The sequence below is a fragment of the Synechococcus sp. A15-28 genome (genome assembly GCF_014280175.1).
Taxonomy (GTDB): domain Bacteria; phylum Cyanobacteriota; class Cyanobacteriia; order PCC-6307; family Cyanobiaceae; genus Parasynechococcus.
Map to the genome: position 1 here is coordinate 1,914,334 of NZ_CP047931.1, position 17,683 is coordinate 1,932,016.

Annotated in this window: 12 protein-coding genes, 1 tRNA gene and 1 riboswitch; of the genes, 7 read left to right on the forward strand and 6 right to left on the reverse strand. The window is 63.1% G+C overall.

Going from position 1 to position 17,683, the window contains the following annotated elements:
* Nucleotides 1–59: 59 nt before the first annotated feature.
* Both psaB and psaA read right to left on the reverse strand, forming a co-directional pair.
* On the reverse strand, nt 60–2,273 hold the full coding sequence (psaB, locus tag SynA1528_RS11020) for a photosystem I core protein PsaB (RefSeq protein ID WP_186586778.1): 2,214 nt from the start codon (nt 2,271–2,273) through the stop codon (nt 60–62).
* Nucleotides 2,274–2,294: 21 nt separating this feature from the next.
* A complete protein-coding gene (gene psaA / locus SynA1528_RS11025) occupies nt 2,295–4,598 on the reverse strand; it encodes a photosystem I core protein PsaA (protein ID WP_011128980.1) in 2,304 nt (767 codons plus the stop codon).
* 402 nt (nt 4,599–5,000) lie between these two features.
* Here psaA and SynA1528_RS11030 point away from each other — a divergent pair, with 402 nt between their 5' ends.
* The 4 genes from SynA1528_RS11030 (at nt 5,001) to SynA1528_RS11045 (ending at nt 10,401) form a co-directional block, all read left to right on the forward strand.
* Nucleotides 5,001–6,263, forward strand: a complete 1,263-nt coding sequence (locus SynA1528_RS11030; RefSeq protein ID WP_186586779.1) for a hypothetical protein — start codon at nt 5,001–5,003, stop codon at nt 6,261–6,263.
* A 107-nt stretch (nt 6,264–6,370) separates the two neighbouring features.
* A complete protein-coding gene (cobJ, locus tag SynA1528_RS11035) occupies nt 6,371–8,074 on the forward strand; it encodes a precorrin-3B C(17)-methyltransferase (RefSeq protein ID WP_502707708.1) in 1,704 nt (567 codons plus the stop codon).
* Between the two features lie 15 nt (nt 8,075–8,089).
* Nucleotides 8,090–8,236, forward strand: a riboswitch (cobalamin riboswitch).
* Between the two features lie 114 nt (nt 8,237–8,350).
* On the forward strand, nt 8,351–8,875 hold the full coding sequence (locus tag SynA1528_RS11040) for a HupE/UreJ family protein (RefSeq protein ID WP_286187957.1): 525 nt from the start codon (nt 8,351–8,353) through the stop codon (nt 8,873–8,875).
* An 8-nt stretch (nt 8,876–8,883) separates the two neighbouring features.
* Nucleotides 8,884–10,401, forward strand: a complete 1,518-nt coding sequence (locus tag SynA1528_RS11045; protein WP_186586781.1) for an iron uptake porin — start codon at nt 8,884–8,886, stop codon at nt 10,399–10,401.
* 6 nt (nt 10,402–10,407) lie between these two features.
* On the opposite strand, the gene SynA1528_RS11050 is transcribed toward SynA1528_RS11045, so the two are convergent.
* Entirely contained in the window at nt 10,408–10,587 is a 180-nt protein-coding gene (locus SynA1528_RS11050; protein WP_186586782.1) for a DUF3303 domain-containing protein, read from the reverse strand.
* A gap of 220 nt (nt 10,588–10,807) precedes the next feature.
* On the opposite strand from SynA1528_RS11050, the gene SynA1528_RS11060 reads away from it, so the two are divergent.
* Together SynA1528_RS11060 and SynA1528_RS11065 are read left to right on the forward strand one after the other, a co-directional pair.
* Nucleotides 10,808–11,416 (forward strand): hypothetical protein, encoded by a 609-nt coding sequence (locus tag SynA1528_RS11060; RefSeq protein WP_186586783.1) that lies wholly within the window; start codon nt 10,808–10,810, stop codon nt 11,414–11,416.
* Entirely contained in the window at nt 11,409–11,624 is a 216-nt protein-coding gene (locus tag SynA1528_RS11065) for a hypothetical protein (protein ID WP_186586784.1), read from the forward strand. The genes SynA1528_RS11060 and SynA1528_RS11065 overlap by 8 nt, the downstream gene beginning before the upstream one ends.
* A 42-nt stretch (nt 11,625–11,666) precedes the next feature.
* Here the strand turns inward: SynA1528_RS11065 and SynA1528_RS11070 are convergent.
* A tRNA-Pro gene (locus tag SynA1528_RS11070) sits at nt 11,667–11,740 on the reverse strand.
* A gap of 99 nt (nt 11,741–11,839) precedes the next feature.
* Here SynA1528_RS11070 and lipA point away from each other — a divergent pair.
* Nucleotides 11,840–12,709: a lipoyl synthase gene (gene lipA, locus SynA1528_RS11075; RefSeq protein WP_186586785.1), complete on the forward strand. Its 870-nt coding sequence runs from the start codon at nt 11,840–11,842 to the stop codon at nt 12,707–12,709.
* On the opposite strand, the gene SynA1528_RS11080 is transcribed toward lipA, so the two are convergent.
* Both SynA1528_RS11080 and gltB read right to left on the reverse strand, forming a co-directional pair.
* A complete protein-coding gene (locus SynA1528_RS11080; RefSeq protein ID WP_186586786.1) occupies nt 12,687–12,995 on the reverse strand; it encodes a YciI family protein in 309 nt (102 codons plus the stop codon). The genes lipA and SynA1528_RS11080 overlap by 23 nt on opposite strands.
* 15 nt (nt 12,996–13,010) lie before the next feature.
* A complete protein-coding gene (gene gltB, locus SynA1528_RS11085; protein WP_186586787.1) occupies nt 13,011–17,612 on the reverse strand; it encodes a glutamate synthase large subunit in 4,602 nt (1,533 codons plus the stop codon).
* Nucleotides 17,613–17,683 lie beyond the last annotated feature (71 nt).

Genomic DNA, 17,683 nt, shown 5'->3' on the forward strand with positions numbered 1-17,683 from the left:
AACCGGACGGGGTGAATACGAGGAACGACTCGTGAATCAGACGGTTGGACGGATATGAATCAACCGAACTTGCCTGAAGTGGAGGCGATCAGGAAGGCGGCGTACGTGAGCACGTAACCAACCGAGAAGTGGGCGAGACCCACAACACGAGCCTGAACGATCGAGAGAGCCACAGGCTTGTCGCGCCAGCCCATCATGTTGGCGATGGGGCTGCGCTGATGCGCCCAGACGATGGTCTCGATCAGTTCCTGCCAGTAACCGCGCCAGGAGATCAGGAACATGAAACCGGTGGCCCACACCAGGTGACCGAACAGGAACATCCAGGCCCAGACGGCCAGGTTGTTGCTGCCGAACGGGTTGTAGCCGTTGATCAGCTGGGAGGAGTTGAGCCAGAGGTAGTCGCGGAACCAGCCCATCAGGTAGGTGCTGGATTCGTTGAACTGAGCCACGTTGCCGGACCAGATGGCCAGGTGCTTCCAGTGCCAATAGAAGGTGACCCAACCCACGGTGTTCAGGGCCCAGAAGACAGCCAGATAGAAGGCGTCCCAGGCTGAGATGTCGCAGGTGCCGCCACGGCCGGGGCCGTCGCAGGGGAAGGAGTAGCCGAAGTCCTTCTTGTCAGGCATCAGCTTGGAGCCGCGAGCATCCAGGGCACCCTTCACAAGGATCAGGGTGGTGGTGTGCAGACCCAGAGCGATGGCGTGGTGGACCAGGAAGTCACCAGGGCCGATGGGCAGGAACACGTCGGTGTTGCCGTTGATGGCATCCAGCCAGTAGTGCTCGCCGGGGATGTTCTGCGCAGCGAGGCTGGCGGAACTGGAGGCGTTGGAGAGCAGCACGTCCATGCCGTACATGGCCTTACCAGAGGCGGCCTGCACGAACTGGGCGAACACGGGCTCCACCAGGATCTGCTTCTCGGGGGTACCGAAGGAGACGACCACATCGTTGTGGACGTAGAGGCCGAGGGTGTGGAAACCGAGGAACAGGGAGACCCAGCTCAGGTGGCTGATGATCGCTTCCTTGTGCTCGAGCATCCGAGCCAGGACGTTGTCCTTGTTGGCTTCGGGGTCGTAGTCACGGATGAAGAAGATCGCACCGTGGGCAAAGGCACCGCACATCAGGGCGATGGCGATGTACTGGTGATGGGTGTACAGGGCTGCCTGGGTCGTGTAGTCCTTCGCGATGAAGGCGTACGACGGCATCGAGTACATGTGCTGCGCCACCAGGCTGGTGACCACGCCGAGGGAGGCGAGAGCCAGGCCGAGCTGGAAGTGCAGGCTGTTGTTGATCGTGTCGTAAAGACCTTTGTGGCCGGCGCCGAGGTCACCAGGGGTGCCCTTGGGTGGGTTGTGGGTCTCGAGGATCTCCTTGATGGAGTGACCGATCCCGAAGTTGGTCCGGTACATGTGGCCGGCGATCACGAAGATGCAACCGATGGCCAGGTGGTGGTGGGCGATGTCGGTGAGCCACAGAGCTTCGCTCTGAGGATGGAAACCGCCGAGGAAGGTGAGGATGGCGGTGCCTGCGCCATCAGCGCTGCCGAAAGCCTGGTTCAGGGAATCAGGGTTCTCGGCATACACACCCCAGTTGCCGGTGAAGAAGGGTCCAAGACCGGCGGGGTGAGGCAGAACGTTGAGGAAGTTGTCCCAACCGACGTGCTGTCCGCGGGCTTCGGGGATCGCGACGTGAACCAGGTGACCGGTCCAGGCGATGGAGCTGAAGCCGAACAGAACGGCGAGGTGGTGGTTGAGGCGTGATTCAGCGTTCTTGAACCAGGCCAGAGAGGGACGGAACTTGGGCTGCAGATGCAGCCAGCCGGCGAAGAGGGCCCAGGCCGACAGGATCATCATGAAGATGGAACCCTGATACAGCTCGGCGTTGGTGCGCATGCCGATCGTGTACCACCAGTGGTACATACCGGAGAAGGCGATGTTCACCGGAGAGGAAGCACCCGCTTGGGTGAAGGCATCAATGGCGCCTTGACCGAAGTGGGGATCCCAGATTGCGTGAGCGATGGGGCGCACGTGCAGGGGGTCAGCGACCCACTGCTCGAAGTTGCCCTGCCAGGCGATGTGGAACAGGTTTCCCGAAACCCACAGGCCGATGATCGCCAGGTGACCGAAATGGGTGGAGAAGAGCTTCTGATAGAGGCGCTCCTCCGTCATTCCGTCATGGCTCTCGAAGTCGTGAGCCGTGGCGATCCCGTACCAGATACGACGGGTTGTCGGGTCCTGAGCCAGACCCTGGCTGAACGAAGGAAATTTCGTTGCCATTAGAGGGAAAGGTCAGTGAGGTCAGCCGACCACAAGAATGTGGGCGTGGAAGAAGGCCCACGTGGTCGCAATTCCGCCCAACAGGTAGTGGGCGACACCCACGGCACGGCCCTGGATGATGGACAGCGCGCGGGGCTGGATGGCCGGAGCCACCTTCAGCTTGTTGTGAGCCCAGACGATGGACTCGATCAGCTCTTGCCAGTAGCCGCGGCCACTGAACAGGAACATCAGGCTGAAGGCCCAGATGAAGTGGGCACCCAGGAACATGATTCCGTAGGCGCTGGTGTTCGAGCCGTAGCTGTTGATCACCTGAACGGCCTGAGCCCACAGGTAGTCACGCAGCCAGCCATTGATGGTGATGGCGCTCTGGGCAAAGTTGCCGTTGGTGATGTGCGCGACGGAACCGTCGGCGTTCACCGTTCCCCAGATATCGCTCTGCATCTTCCAGGAGAAGTGGAAGATCACGATCGACAGGGAGTTGTACATCCAGAACAGACCCAGGAACACGTGGTCCCAAGCGGACACCTGACAGGTGCCACCGCGACCGGGGCCGTCGCAGGAGAAGCGGAAGCCCAGGTTGGCCTTGTCTGGAATGAGACGGGAGCTGCGGGCGTAGAGCACACCCTTCAGCAGGATCAGCACCGTCACGTGAATCGTGAAGGCGTGGATGTGGTGCACCATGAAGTCGGCGGTGCCGAGCGGCATGGGGGCTGCGGCAACCTTGCCGCCGACCGCCACAACGGAGCCGTTGAACACTTCGCTCACGCCGGCAAGAGCGTTGGGAGCGGTGCTACCGGCTGCTGCTGCATGGGCGTTCTGAATCCACTGGGCGAAGATCGGCTGAATGGAGATCGCCGAATCACTGAACATGTCCTGGGGACGTCCCAGGGCACGCATGGTGTCGTTGTGGATATAGAGGCCGAAGCTGTGGGCTCCAAGCCAGATGCACACCCAGTTGAGGTGGCTGATGATGGCGTCGCGGGCCTTGAGCACCCGATCCAGCACGTTGTCGATGTGCTTGGCGGGGTCGTAGTCGCGGACCATGGCGATGGCCGCGTGGGCCGCACCACCGACGATCAGGAATCCACCGATCCACATGTGATGGGTGAACAGACCGATCTGAGTCGGGTAATCGACAGCCATGTACGCGTAGGGAGGCATGGCGTACATGTGCTGAGCCACGATGATGCTCAGTGAGCCGAGCATCGCCAGGTTCAGACCCAGCTGGGCGTGCCAGGAGGTGGTCAGGAACTCGTAGAGACCGTCGTGACCGTTGGGAGCGGGGAACAGCAGGGGATCACCCTTCTGACCTTCGTGGATCTCCTTGATGGAGTGCCCGATGCCCCAGTTCGTCCGGTACATGTGACCAGCGACGATGAAAAGGACGGCGATCGCCACATGGTGATGGGCGATGTCGGTCATCCAGAGACTGCCGGTGACAGGGTTCAAACCACCTTTGAAGGTGAGGAAGTCGCTGTAGGCAGCCCAGTTGCCGGAAAAGAAGGCTCCGATCCCTGCACCGATGCCGGGATAAAGCTGTGCCAGCAGGTCCTGATTGAAGAACTCGTGCGGCAGGGGGATGTCAGCGACAGTTGCGATGGTTTTGCCGTCGAGCACCAGCGGCTGACCAGCGTCAATCGCATCCATCAGCTTGCTGACGGGAGCGGACACATGGATGAGGTGACCTGCCCAGGAGAGAGAACCGAGACCCAGCAGACCTGCCAGGTGGTGGTTCAGCATGGACTCAACGTTCTGGAACCACTCCAGCTTCGGCGCAGCCTTGTGGTAGTGGAAAACACCAGCGTTGAGCATCAGGCCGGCCATCACCAGGGCACCGATGGCCAGAGCCATGAGCTGGGTTTCGCTGGTGATGCCCCATCCACGCCAGACGTGGAACAGGCCTGAGGTGATCTGAATGCCTTGGAAGCCGGCACCCATATCGCCATTGAGAATCTCCTGGCCAAAGATCGGCCACACCACCTGAGCACTGGGCTTCACGTGGGTGGGATCAGCGAGCCAACCGGAATAGTTTGAGAAGCGAGCACCGTGGAAGAAGGCGCCGCTCAGCCAGATGAAGATGACGGCCAGATGGCCGAAGTGTGCGGAGAAGATCCGCCGAGAGACCTCTTGAAGGTCACTCGTGTGGGCGTCGAAGTCGTGAGCGTTGGCGTGAAGGTTCCAAACCCAGGATGTGGTTTTGGGACCCTTCGCGAGAGCGCGGTCGAAATGTCCGGGCTTACCGAACAGCTCGAAGGTTGCTGGATTGTCAACCTTTTCAACCTGGCTCTTCGCGTCACTCCCACGCTCTGGTGGGCTGATGGTCATCGAGTCGTTCCTCGAGGGACTGGAGTCGAGGTGGAGGGCCACCCCTCCGATGGATCGAAATCCATCGGGGCCCCGGACACAGCTCCGCAATGAAGCTGCATCAGGGCGTCAGTGCGATAAAGAGCCGAAACCCCTTGACTTCACTGAAGCTGGGGCCCCAAAAAGGGGACCGCTGGCGGAAGCATAGATCTGAAGAAGGGCTTATACCGGTGTTGAGTTACAAAGGTTCAATCCCGCCCCGAGCCAGTCTGGAACTGGGGTCTCCAGAGGTGTGGTGATCAGCAAAAAACAGAATCTTGCGGCAGTTAGCAACACAAACGTCGTTATTTTTTCGGCCAGGCTGATAAAAACTGTTTCTTGCCACGCCAGGGTGGGCAGAATGAACCCATCCGCTGTTCAGCCATGCCGCGCTCGGCCCTGAAGCCGCTGCTGGTGGGGGTTCTGGCCTTGCTGCTCCTGTTCAGCGCCCCAACGGGGGTTGCCGCCCTGCCGGGATGGCTCAACCGCGGCCAAGCAGCGGAAGGACCCATTCCAAGCGAGGGCCCCTCAGGACGTCTGCAGGAAGTGGCCCCACCGGGAGCTGTTCAGCAGCTGAAGCGCCAACTGACCGGACGGCACCCCCAGCTGACGCTGATCAGCCCCGCCGATGACGGCGTGATCAACAGCGATGGCGTGGAACTGGTCCTGGCGGTGCAGGACTGGCCGGTGAGCCGGGATCCGGACTTGGGGATCGGCCCCCATGTGGTCGTGCAGGTCGATGACCGTCCGCTCATCCGAGTCGATCAACTCACCGATGGAGAGGTGCGGTTGGACCTCGATGACCTGACGCCGGGAAGTCATCGATTCAGCGCCTGGGCCGCCTACCCATGGGGGGAGGCTGTCACGGCCCCGGGCGGATCCGTTCAAGGGCGACTGCACCTCTGGCAACGGCTGAACGAAACCCAGCCATCGGCGGATGCCCCCTGGGTCGTGCCCGTCCCACCCGCAGATCAAAAGAACCAGCAACCGTTAATGCTGGATTGGCTGATCTGGAATGCCCCACTTCAGAACCTTCGCGATGGAGACGGCCGCTGGCGCATCCGCATCAGCGTTGATGGAGACAGCTTTCTGACGGACCACCAAGAAGCGATTTGGCTGAAAGGGAGCGGCAGCCAGGGCACCACTCTCCAGGTGGAGTTGCTGAATGGTCAGGGCGAACCCCTGCAGCCCGTCTTCAACAATCGTCTGGTTCGGTTGGAGGACGGCAGTCGTCACCGGCCCGTCTGGCTGAAGCCCCGCCTGAATGAGGATGAACTGGAGCGCCTAAGCGGAAGTCCCCAGCAGGAGCGAGTCAAACCTGAACCCTCATCGGATGACAGTCCCGAACTGAACGAAGAAGCCGAACTTGAACCTGAACAAAAGGCAGAGGAAGAAAAAACAGACGTCACTCCTGAGCAAGTCGACACCTCAAGCCAGAATTTCAAATCTGACCTTGAGCCGGCAACCGTTGAAGAGGCCGACCCAGACCCCGTGATCGCCCCGAGCCAGGAGCCATCGCTGGCCTTGGAGCCCGAACCGGAACCCGTTCCGATGCACCAATCGGAACCTCTGCTGCGCCCGGAATCCAGCCTGGGAGGATCAGCCCGGGAGCTGCTGAATCCGGATGGACGTCTCAAGCAGCCCTGAGCCACTCCCTGCCAGCGCCCGCCCTGACTTCGCCCAAACCACAGACGCATCACTCCGGCATCGGCATCGGCCTGTCCGCCGCCAGCCAACCGCTGCTGGATCGCCTGTTGCAAAGCGGTGAGATCCATAAGTCCTTCCGCGCGGATGGGGCGATCAAAGAGACACTCATCGATCACTGGCGGGAGGGAGAAACCCTCTTGTTCATTGGCGCGGTCGGGGCCGTGACCCGGCTGATCGCCCCTCTGCTTCAAGGCAAGGAGCAGGATCCAGCCGTTCTTGTCCTCGATCCGAAGGGGCAGTGGGTCATCCCGTTGCTCGGGGGCCACAGCAGCGGCGCCGAGCAACGGGCGCGGGAACTGGCGCAGATGCTGCAGGCCAGCGCCGTACTCACCGGAGCCTGTGCCACGGAGCAACGCCTGGCGTTGGATGCCTTCGGTGAGGGCTGGGGCTGGCGGCGTGGTGGCAGCAGCGCTGCCTGGCGGGAGTTGATGCAGAGGCAGGCCTGCGCAGAGCGATCGACCGTCTCCCAGACCTGTGGCGCCGTCGATTGGCAGCAGCAACACCCATGGCTGGACAGCGCGGCCAGTGCCGCGGACGCGCAGCTGAGTATCGGCGCCGACAACCTGGCCCCCTGCCGCTGGCATCCCACCAGCCTCTGGCTGGGGGTGGGCTGTGAACGCGACACCAGCCTGGAGCTGGTGCAACGGGCGATCAGAGACGTCCTGGATCAGGGGGGACTGGCGGAGGATGCTGTAGCCGGCCTGGCCAGCATCGATCGCAAAGCGGATGAGCCAGCTCTACTGGCGTTGATCCAGCAACAGCAATGGTGCTTCCGCACCTACGGCGCAACGGATCTGGCATCGGTCACTGTGCCCACCCCATCCGAGGTGGTGCGCGCCGAGATGGGAACCGCCTCGGTGGCGGAGGCGGCAGCCCTGCTGGCTGCTGGAGAGGGAGCTGCCCTGCGGCAAAGCAAGGTGATTCGACATGCCGGCCCCGGTGAAAAGGGTGCAGTCACCGTGGCGGTGGCGGAAGCACGCCTCCCCTTCGCCCCGTCGCGGGGTGAACTGCATCTGATCGGCAGTGGCCCTGGGGATCCGTCCCTGCTCAGTGGTGATGCCCGCCAGGCCCTCGCCCGCTGCACGGCCTGGGTGGGCTACGGGCTCTATCTCGATCTCCTCGAACCCCTGCGACAGGTGCATCAGGTACGGCTGGACGGCCAGCTCACCCGCGAATGGGACCGCTGTGCCAAGGCGCTGAGCCTGGCGCAGCAGGGGGCACGGGTCGCCCTGATCTCATCAGGGGACAGCGGGATTTACGGCATGGCCGGGCTGGCCCTGGAGTTGTGGCTGCAGCAGCCGGAACAGGACCGGCCGACCTTTCAGGTGCATCCGGGTATCTCCGCGCTGCAGCTGGCGGCAGCCCGGGCGGGAGCCCCCCTGATGCACGACTTCTGCACGGTGAGCCTCAGTGATCGATTGACCCCCTGGCCCGTGATCGAGCAACGGCTGCGGGCAGCGGCTTCAGGTGATTTCGTGGTGGCGCTGTACAACCCGCGGTCCAAGGGCCGCGACTGGCAGCTGGCCAGGGCGCGGGAGCTGTTGCTCGAGCAACGCGATGGCGACACCCCGGTTCTGCTGGCACGGCAACTGGGCCGCAGCGATGAATCGCAGCAGCTGACGGACCTGAACGGCCTGGAGCCGGATCACGTGGACATGCTCACAGTGGTGTTGATCGGCAACAGCAGCAGTTACGCCCGCGATGGGCGGATGGTGACCCCGCGGGGATACCCCGGAGCCACACTTCAGTGACCGATGGAAGACCCTCTGCTAGGGTTTGCATCTGGTTTCAGCGGGGATCAGCCGCTGATGGAAACGGGGAAAGACCGGTGCAAATCCGTCGCTGTCCCGCAGCTGTGAACGTCCGGCCCCGCCGGCGTCAGTCAGAACGCCCGCCAGGACCACCACCGACGAGGATCGACCTTGACCAATCTTGTGGCTTCCCCCAGGCCTCTGCGCCAGGCCGCCGTCTGTTTCTTAGGGCTGTTGTTGATCGCCAGCCCAGCCTTCGCCCACCATCCTTTCGGCATGGGTGACAGCGGCGCACTGACCGCCTGGCAGGGACTGCTGAGTGGCCTGGGGCACCCGCTCTTGGGTCCTGACCATCTGCTGTTCCTCTTGGCCCTGGGTTTCGTTGGCTTGCAACGTCCTCTGCGCTGGGTGCTGCCACTGCTGGCAGTCGGTCTCGGCGGCAGCGTGCTGTCACAGTTCATCCCCCTGCCCGATGCGGTGGCCCCCTGGGCTGAAGCCCTCGTCTCCTTCAGCCTGGCGGTGGAAGGCCTGATCGCCCTGAGCATGGCCCAAGCCGCCTGGCTGCTGCCCCTGTTCGGCCTGCATGGCTTCCTGCTGGGCAGCACCATCGTCGGGGCAGAACCCACCCCTTTGTTCAGCTACTTCCTGGGCCTGCTTGTCGCCCAGGGCAGCCTTTTGCTGCTCATCACCGCCTTGTCCCAGGGACTGGTGGAACGTCTGGGAGCCCAGGGCCAGCGGCTCGGTGCCGGCATCTGGATCGGCATCGGCATGGCCTTCGCCTGGGTGGCCCTGATCGACTGATCAACGCCATGAGGTCTTGCCTTGCCATCAAGCTCGCCGCGCCCTTGGCCGCTGCGGCGTTGTGGTCGCTGTCCGGTCCGCCCCCGGCCAGGGCTCAGCTGAGCAACGTCAGTCAATTCACCGACGTAATGCCCACGGATTGGGCTTATCAGGCTCTGGCCAACCTGGTAGAGCAGTACGGCTGTGTGGCCGGATACCCCAACGGCACCTTCCGTGGCAACCGGGCCATGACCCGCTACGAGGCGGCTGCCCTGCTCAACGCTTGCCTCGATCGGATCACCGAGGTGACCGATGAGCTCAAGAAGCTGATTTATGAGTTCGAGAAGGAACTCGCCATCATCCGCGGCAAAGTCGACGGTCTGGAAGCTCGCGTCGGCGAACTGGAAGCCACCCAGTTCGCAACCACCACCAAACTCAGTGGTCTCGCCACATTTGTGGTCGGGGCGAACCACTTTTCAGGCTCTGACGCTGCCTTGGTCGATCAAAACAACCAGAGTTTCGGCGCCACCACGTTCAACAACGATCTTCAGCTGATCCTGGAGACCAGCTTCACCGGCAAGGATCAACTCACCACCACGCTGCGGGCCGGCAACTTCAGCGGCGAATCACCCTTTGGGGGAGGGGGGCCCAGCAGCCTGGCCATGCTTGGCAATGCATCCCAGGGGGATGGCGGGCCCAACCACCTGTTCATCGACAAACTCTTCTACAGCTTTCCCGTCGGCGATAGCATCACCGTGACGGTGGGACCGAATGTTGGCCAGGACGACATGCTGCCGATCTGGCCGACCTTCTACAACAGTCTACCGATTCTGGATGCCCTCACCCTGAATGGAGGACTGGCCGCCTACAACAAAAACCAGGGTCCCGGTGCAGGAATCTCCTGGGTTCCAGCAGGTGGATTCCATGTCACGGCCAACTACGTGGCGGCCAACGGAGCCGAGGCCAACAGCGACATCGGCGGCCTGGCCACGGACCATGCCGGCGGCACGGGAACCGTTCAGCTGGGCTGGGAAGCGGATGGCTGGGCGATTGCCGGCATCTACTCCAAGATCCAAAACGGCAACGATCTGATCGCCTACGCCACCCCATTCACCCAGGACCAGTTGGGGCAAGCGGGCGACACCCACGCCTTCGGATTGAGCGGGGCGTGGCAGCCGACGGAAACGCATTGGATCCCCTCCATATCGGTTGGATGGGGCATCAACAACAGCGACAGCCAGCGAAAAGGTCAGGTCACCACCAGCCAGTCCTGGAGTGTTGGGCTGACCTGGGATGACGCATTCGCCGAGGGCAACAGCGCCGGCATGGCCGTGGGCCAGCCGGTATTCGCTACCGCATTACGGGGAGGAGACACCCCGAACGATGGCAATTACCTGTGGGAATGGTGGTATCAGTTCCAGATCAGCGATGCCATCAGCGTGACCCCGGCGTTGATCTATTTCTCGCGCCCGATGGGGCAAAACACCCCTTCGGGCCAGTCCTTCAGCCAGCTGGGTGGTCTTGTGATGACCACCTTCAGCTTCTGAGGCCCACTAACCCTGGGCCGAAGCGATTTTCGCCTCAGCGGAGACGAATTCCTCATCGCATAGAGCAGGAATGACCTCCACGGTGATTCCAAAAGCTTTGGTCCAGGGGCCGGTGAACTGATACACGTGCCACATGCTGTGGGCTTCGACAATCTGGCAGCCACCGCCTTCCTGAGGGAAAAACACTCCTCGAGAATCTTGAAGCCCTCGAACTCATCCATGGGGGTTCCGTTGTTGATGTAATCGACAACGGCCTTGGTGTATTCAGGGTCCATGCCAGCGTTGGGCGTAGACCAGTTGATGACAAAGCGCATGGCGTAGGCGGCTCAAGGCCTGCAACCATGCTCCATTCGCAAGAGATCACAGGTGATCTCAAACACAGCCATGACACTGTCCCTGCGATCCCATGCGAGATGAGTTATCGGATCTCTTGGGCCAACCCGTGGTGCTGGCGGGACGGTTGAACCGCTGCGAGCCCAATGCCATCGGCAGTCTGAACGTTTGCCTCAAAGCGGTGGATGTTTATCCATGGCGAACCGATGTCGCCATCAGTGCCCTAACACCGGTGCGCATCGACCACGGCTGGCTGCAGATGTCCAACCTGGAACATGCACTGGGGGGCCCTGTGGAGATGTACTGGATGACCGCCGAGGTCACCAACTATCAACGTCGCAATGGCAGTCGAGACATTGGTTTTCGCCATCGACCATCACTGTGCATCGATCATCTACTCAACACAATTCTCGGCACCCCTACAAATAGCCAACAACATGCGGCCATTGTGAATGCGCTCAACAGAATTCAAAACAGCAATCATCTATTTGGCTTCCATTACAACCCAGTTCATATTCAAGAAATACTGGAAATCGCTCTCAAAAATCCCAGTGGTATCGAAGAGGACAGTTTAAAAACGTTTCTCCAAGCACAGGTCGCCGCAATCAAACAATTCGCCAAGACTGATGAGGGCAAACGAAACCATTCATCAACAGCGCTGGGATTTCATGCCGATGCTTAAGACCAAGCCGACCACAAACACAAAACCACGCTCCCAGAAGAGTGAGTGGGTCACCAAAACCACTGTGATCACCGTTCTGATCTGCAGCGTGGGAGTTGGCATCTGGATCAACAACACGGCCTGGCGCAATCGCAAATTGCTCTGGCAACTGCAAGCGGCGGTGCTCGGCGGAGGTGTGGGATTTGTCGTCGGTCGGTTCAGCCGTTAACAACTTCAACGCAACCGACCAATGGTTCCTTCAACCAGCCAATCGGGATGACAGGATTCGAACCTGCGGCCCCTTCGTCCCGAACGAAGTGCGCTACCAAGCTGCGCCACATCCCGTTGATCCCAATGTAGAAGACAGGCCGCCGCCGAACAGCCCCGCGACGAGCACGGATTCACGCCCCATTGTCTAGGGTAATACATTGATCCCGTTCAGCCGTGCTCAAGCCCGAGTGGTTGCGCGTCAAAGCACCGCAGCGGGAGCGCATCGGCGCCGTTGCTGATCTCCTGCTCGACCTCAACCTGAACACGGTCTGCCAGGAAGCCAGCTGCCCCAACATCGGCGAATGCTTCGCCGGTGGCACCGCCACCTTTCTGATAATGGGGCCGGGCTGCACCCGCGCCTGCCCCTACTGCGACATCGATTTCGACAAGAGCGTCCGTGCGCTCGACCCCACGGAACCGGAACGGCTCGGCGAGGCGGTGGCGCGCCTGGGCCTCAAGCATGTGGTGATCACCTCGGTGAACCGCGACGATCTCGCCGACGGTGGTGCCTCCCAGTTCGTGGCCTGCATCGAACAGGTGAAACAGCGCTCACCGCTCACCACGATCGAGCTGCTGATCCCCGATTTCTGCGGCAACTGGGATGCCCTGAATGTGGTGATGGCCGCCGCACCTCACGTGCTGAACCACAACATCGAAACGGTGCCGCGGATGTACCGGCTGGCCCGCCCCCAGGGCATCTACGAGCGGTCCCTGGAGCTGCTGCAGCGGGTGCGCCAAGGCTGGCCAAGCGCCTACAGCAAATCCGGCCTGATGGTGGGGCTCAGTGAAACCGACGACGAAGTGATCGAGGTGCTGCGCGACCTGCGCGCCCATCGGGTGGACATCGTCACCATCGGGCAATACCTCTCCCCCGGCCCCAAGCACCTGGCGGTGGATCGTTTCGTAACGCCCGAGCAGTTCGACACCTATCGCCGCATCGGTGAAGAGGAGCTGGGCTTTCTCCAGGTGGTGAGCACACCGCTCACCCGCAGCAGCTATCACGCCGGTGAGGTGCAGCGGCTCATGGCCAGCCATCCCCGCTGACAGGGATCCATTCCTGCAACGTCCAGCTCACCAGGCCCGCCTGAATCATCGGGTCCTGCTGCACCCACTCCAGGGCTTCAGTGAAGGAGGCAGCCTCAAAGATCAACAAGCCTCCGCCACCGGGGCGCCGCTGGGCATCCACCAGAAAACCGCTGCGGATGCGCCGACCCGCCTTGGCTTCCTGCTCCACCCAAGCGCGGTGAGCCTCCAGATAAGGCCTCCGCTGTGCGAGAGCTAAGTCGGCTGTTTCAGCCGTGAATGTTTCGTGCTTGACGAACCAGGCCATGGAGCGGCGGCCCGTTCAGGCCGCCACTGCTTGCTGGTCCACCAGCCCCATCGCTGCCCGCTCACTGGGCGGGATCAGCACCTTGAAGCGACCCTTCGCCGCAGCCCAGTCGGCCAACAACGCTGACGCCTTGCTGCTGCCGGTGGCTGCAACATGGGCTTCCAGCAATGCTTTGAGCGTGGTTTCCTGCTGCTGGGTGGTGAGGCTGCACACCTCCACGATCTCCGGATTCACCCGTGGGGCGACACGGTCGTTCTCATCCAGCAGGAAGGTGACACCACCGGTCATGCCGGCCCCCACGTTGCGGCCGGTGCTGCCCAGCACCACCACCACGCCGCCGGTCATGTACTCGCAGCAATGGTCGCCGGCCCCTTCAACCACAGTCCGGGCCCCGCTGTTGCGCACGCCGAAGCGCTCACCGGCGCGACCGAGGGCGTAGAGCTCACCGCCGGTGGCGCCGTAGAGGCAGGTGTTGCCAAGGATCACCTGATCGCCGGGATTGGCGCAGCCATCGGCAGGCACAAGGGTGATGCGGCCACTGTTCATGCCCTTGCCCACGTAATCGTTGGCTTCGCCCTCAAGTCGCACATTCATGCCCTGCACCAGGAAGGCGCCGAAGCTCTGGCCGGCAGCACCCTTGTAGGTGAGATCCAGCTGGCCGTTGAAGCCGCGGTTGCCGTGGCGCTGGGCAATCTCACCGGCCAGGCGGGCCCCCACGCTGCGATCGGTGTTGACGATCGCGATCGTGCGGCTGAGGGAACCATGGCTCTCCAGCGCAGCCATCAGTGCGGCGTCGGCCAGCAGTTGGTCCTCAAGGATCGGGCCGTTGCCGTGGGCTTCGGCGCTGTGGCGCAACCAGGAGCGGTCGTCTGCGCCCTGGATGGGTGCCAGCAGGCTGGAGAGATCCACGCCCTGGGTTTTGGCCAGCTGCACCGCACGGGGTTGCAGCAGGTCGCTGCGGCCGATCAGGTCCTCGAGTTTGGCGACGCCGAGCAGGCTGAGCAGCTGGCGCACCTCCTCCGCCACGTACCAGAAGAAATTCACCACGTGCTCGGGTACGCCGGTGAAGCGCTTGCGCAGCGCCTCCTTCTGGGTGGCCACACCCACCGGGCAGTTATTGGTGTGGCAGACGCGGGCCATGATGCAGCCCTCGGCGATCATCGCCACCGAGCCGAAGCCGTACTCCTCCGCGCCGAGCAGGGCCGCGATCACCACATCCCAACCGGTCTTGAGGCCGCCATCGGCCCGCAGCAGCACCCGATCGCGCAAACCGTTCTCCACCAGGCTGCGGTGCACCTCGGTGAGCCCCAGCTCCCAGGGGCTGCCGGCGTGTTTGATCGAACTCAACGGCGACGCACCGGTGCCACCGTCGTGGCCGGAGATCTGAATCACATCGGCGTTGGCCTTGGCCACACCGGCAGCGATGGTGCCGATGCCGATCTCGGCCACCAGCTTCACGCTCACCGGCGCCTTGGGGTGCACCTGATGCAGATCGTGGATCAGCTGAGCCAGATCCTCGATTGAGTAGATGTCGTGGTGGGGCGGCGGCGAGATCAGTGCCACGCCGGGTTTGCTGTTACGCAGCCAGGCGATGTACTCATCCACCTTCGGGCCGGGCAGCTGGCCGCCCTCTCCGGGCTTGGCCCCCTGGGCCACCTTGATCTCTAGCTGTTTGCCGCTGCGCAGGTATTCGGCCGTGACACCGAACCGTCCGGACGCGATCTGCTTGATCGCCGAACAGGCGGTGTCGCCATTGCGGAGTCCGCCGATGCTGGGGAAGGCCTGCGAGCGGCCTTCAGCGTCCACGTCGTGGAGCACCTGGAAACGGGCCGGATCCTCGCCGCCTTCGCCGCTGTTGCTCTTGCCGCCGATGCGGTTCATCGCCACCGCCAGCACTTCGTGGGCCTCCCGCGAGAGGGCACCAAGGCTCATGCCACCGGTGCAGAACCGCTTGCAGAGGCTTTCCGCGCTCTCCACCTGATCCAGGGGCAGCGGCGTCGGGGCCAGCTTGAACTCCAGCAGATCCCTCAGGGCTGTGACCGGCCGGTTCTCCAGCAGGGTTTTGTAGGTGGAAAAGTGGTCGTACCCCGGCCCGGTCTTCACCGCCGCATGCAGGGCCTTGGCCATGTCTGGACTGTTTAGGTGGTACTCGCCACCGGTGCGGTACTGCACAAAGCCCATGAACTCCAGCTTGCTGCGGTTGAGCTCCGGGAACGCCTTGGCATGCAGCGACAGGGTTTCATTGGCCAGCTCCGCCAGGGTCATGCCCGCCACACGGCTGGTGGTGCCGGTGAAAGCGGTGTCGATCACATCGGCGCCAAGCCCGATCGCTTCGAAGATCTGAGCGCCGTGGTAGCTGGCCAGCAGCGAGATACCGATCTTGGAGAGGATCTTGCGCAGGCCGTTCTCCAGGGAGACGCGCACGTTGGCCTGCACCTTTTCGGCATCGAGGGGGGGCAGCTTGCCCTGCTCGATGCGCTTCTGGGTTTTGGGGTGAGCAAGCCAGTGGCGGGTGGTCTCCCAGGTGAGCCAGGGGCAGACGGCACTGGCGCCATAGCCGATCAGGCAGGCCATGTGGTGGGTGCTCCAGCACTGGGCGGTGTCGACCACCAGGGAGCAGCGCAGACGCAGCTTCTGCCGCAGCAGATGGTGATGGACGGCACCGACGGAGAGCAATGGCGGCATCGCCACGCTGGTGGCCGTCAATGGGGCAGCGGCACCGGCGGAATCAACGCGATCGGACAGCACCAGCACCTGGGCGCCGCCGCGCACGGCCTCCTCGGCCGCCTGGCAGAGCGCATCAAGGGCTGAACTGAGGCCACCGGCACAGGCCTCAACCGCTACCTGGGTGGACAGGGTCGCCACAGGGAGCCCCTGCTGGCTGATCGCCGCCAGCTCGGCTTCATTCAGCACCGGGGTGTCCAGATGAATCACCGCGGCCGCTTCGGCCTGGGGCTTGAGGGCAGGCCTGCGCTCACCCAGATGCATCTCCAGGCTCATCACCAGCTTTTCACGCAGGGGGTCGATCGGCGGGTTGGTGACCTGGGCGAAGCGCTGCTTGAAGTAGTCGTAGAGCAGGTGGGGCTTGTCGGAGAGCACCGCCAGGGGGATGTCATCCCCCATGCAATAGGTGGGCTCCTTGCCCAGTCCGGCCATGTCCTCGATCACCAGATCGAAGTCTTCCGCCGTGAAGCCCATGGCGGTCTGCAGCCGCAGCAGGTCCAGTTCGCCGATCTGACGCTCCTGCGTCCAGGGCTGAGCCGCCACGCCGCGGCGGTGCTGCCGCAGCCAGTCGCCATAGGGGAAGCGTCCGGCAGCGTCCTCCTTCACGGTCCAGTTCTCCAGCAGCTGACCGTTCTCCAGATCCACGGCCACCATCTGTCCGGGGCCGAGGCGGCCCTTCTGAACAACGGTCTTGCCGCTGAGATCCACCACACCGGTTTCCGATCCCATGATCACGAAACCGTCGGCGGTGGTGCACCAGCGGGCGGGGCGAAGACCGTTGCGATCGAGGGTGGCGCCGACCCGTTTGCCGTCGGCGAACACCAGCAGGGCAGGGCCGTCCCACGGCTCCTGGATGCCGGCATTGAATTCGTACATCGCCGTCACCTCAGGACGATCCTCCAGATCCGGCTGGTTGCGGAAGGCCTCCGGCACCAGGGTGATCAGGCTGTCGGTGATCGAGCGACCGCTGCGCACCATCAGCTCCAGCGTGGCGTCGAGGTTGGCCGAGTCGCTGAAGGCCGGGTTGACCGCCGGGTTGAGCTCAGCGGCCGACTCTCCCCAGACCTCCGAGAGACTGGCTTCGGTCGCCTTGGCCCAGTTGAGGTTGCCCAGCAGCGTGTTGATCTCACCGTTGTGGCCAAGCAGCCGCATCGGCTGCGCCAGGGGCCAGCGGGGCAGGGTGTTGGTGCTGAAGCGCCGGTGATACACCGCGAAGCTCACCTCAAAGCGGGGATCGCGCAGATCGGCGTAGTACTGGGCCAGCACCTCGGAGCGCACCATCCCCTTGTAAACAACGGTGCGGCTGCTCAGGGACGCCACATAAAGATCCAGCGACCCCTCAAAACCCCAGGCCTTGCGGGCACGGGCGCCGATCCGCCGGCGCAGGCGCAGCAACAGCGCCTCGAAGGCCTCGCCATCGGGACCACCGGCGAGGCTCCACTGCTCGATCACCGGGGCGGTCTCCCGGGCCATGGGCCCCAGCACGGACGCATCCACCGGAACCACCCGCCAACCGGCGGAGGTCAGCCCGAGGGCCTCGGCCTCCTCGTTGCAGAACTGGCGCGCCAGTTCCCGCCGCTCCGGGTCCTGCGGCATGAACATCATCCCGAGACCCCGGGCTGCCGCGGCCTCAGGCCAGACCGCCTTCAGATACGACCAGGGGATCTCGCACAGCACACCGGCGCCATCACCGGAATCGCCATCACCACCACAGCCACCGCGGTGCTCCATGCAACCGAGACCGCGCAAGGCCTGCTGCAGCACCCAGTGACTGGTCTGACCCGACAGCTGCGCCAGGAAACCCACACCGCAGGCATCTTTCTCTCCGGCCACGGCCTCAGGCGCAGCACTGTCGCTGTAGGGCCAGACGGTGGGTCGGGTGAGATCTGCCATGAAAGTTCAGCCGGGCGTTTGCATGGCTCGCAGCGTCGTGCTCTGCAGGAACCACGTCATTTGACGATCCT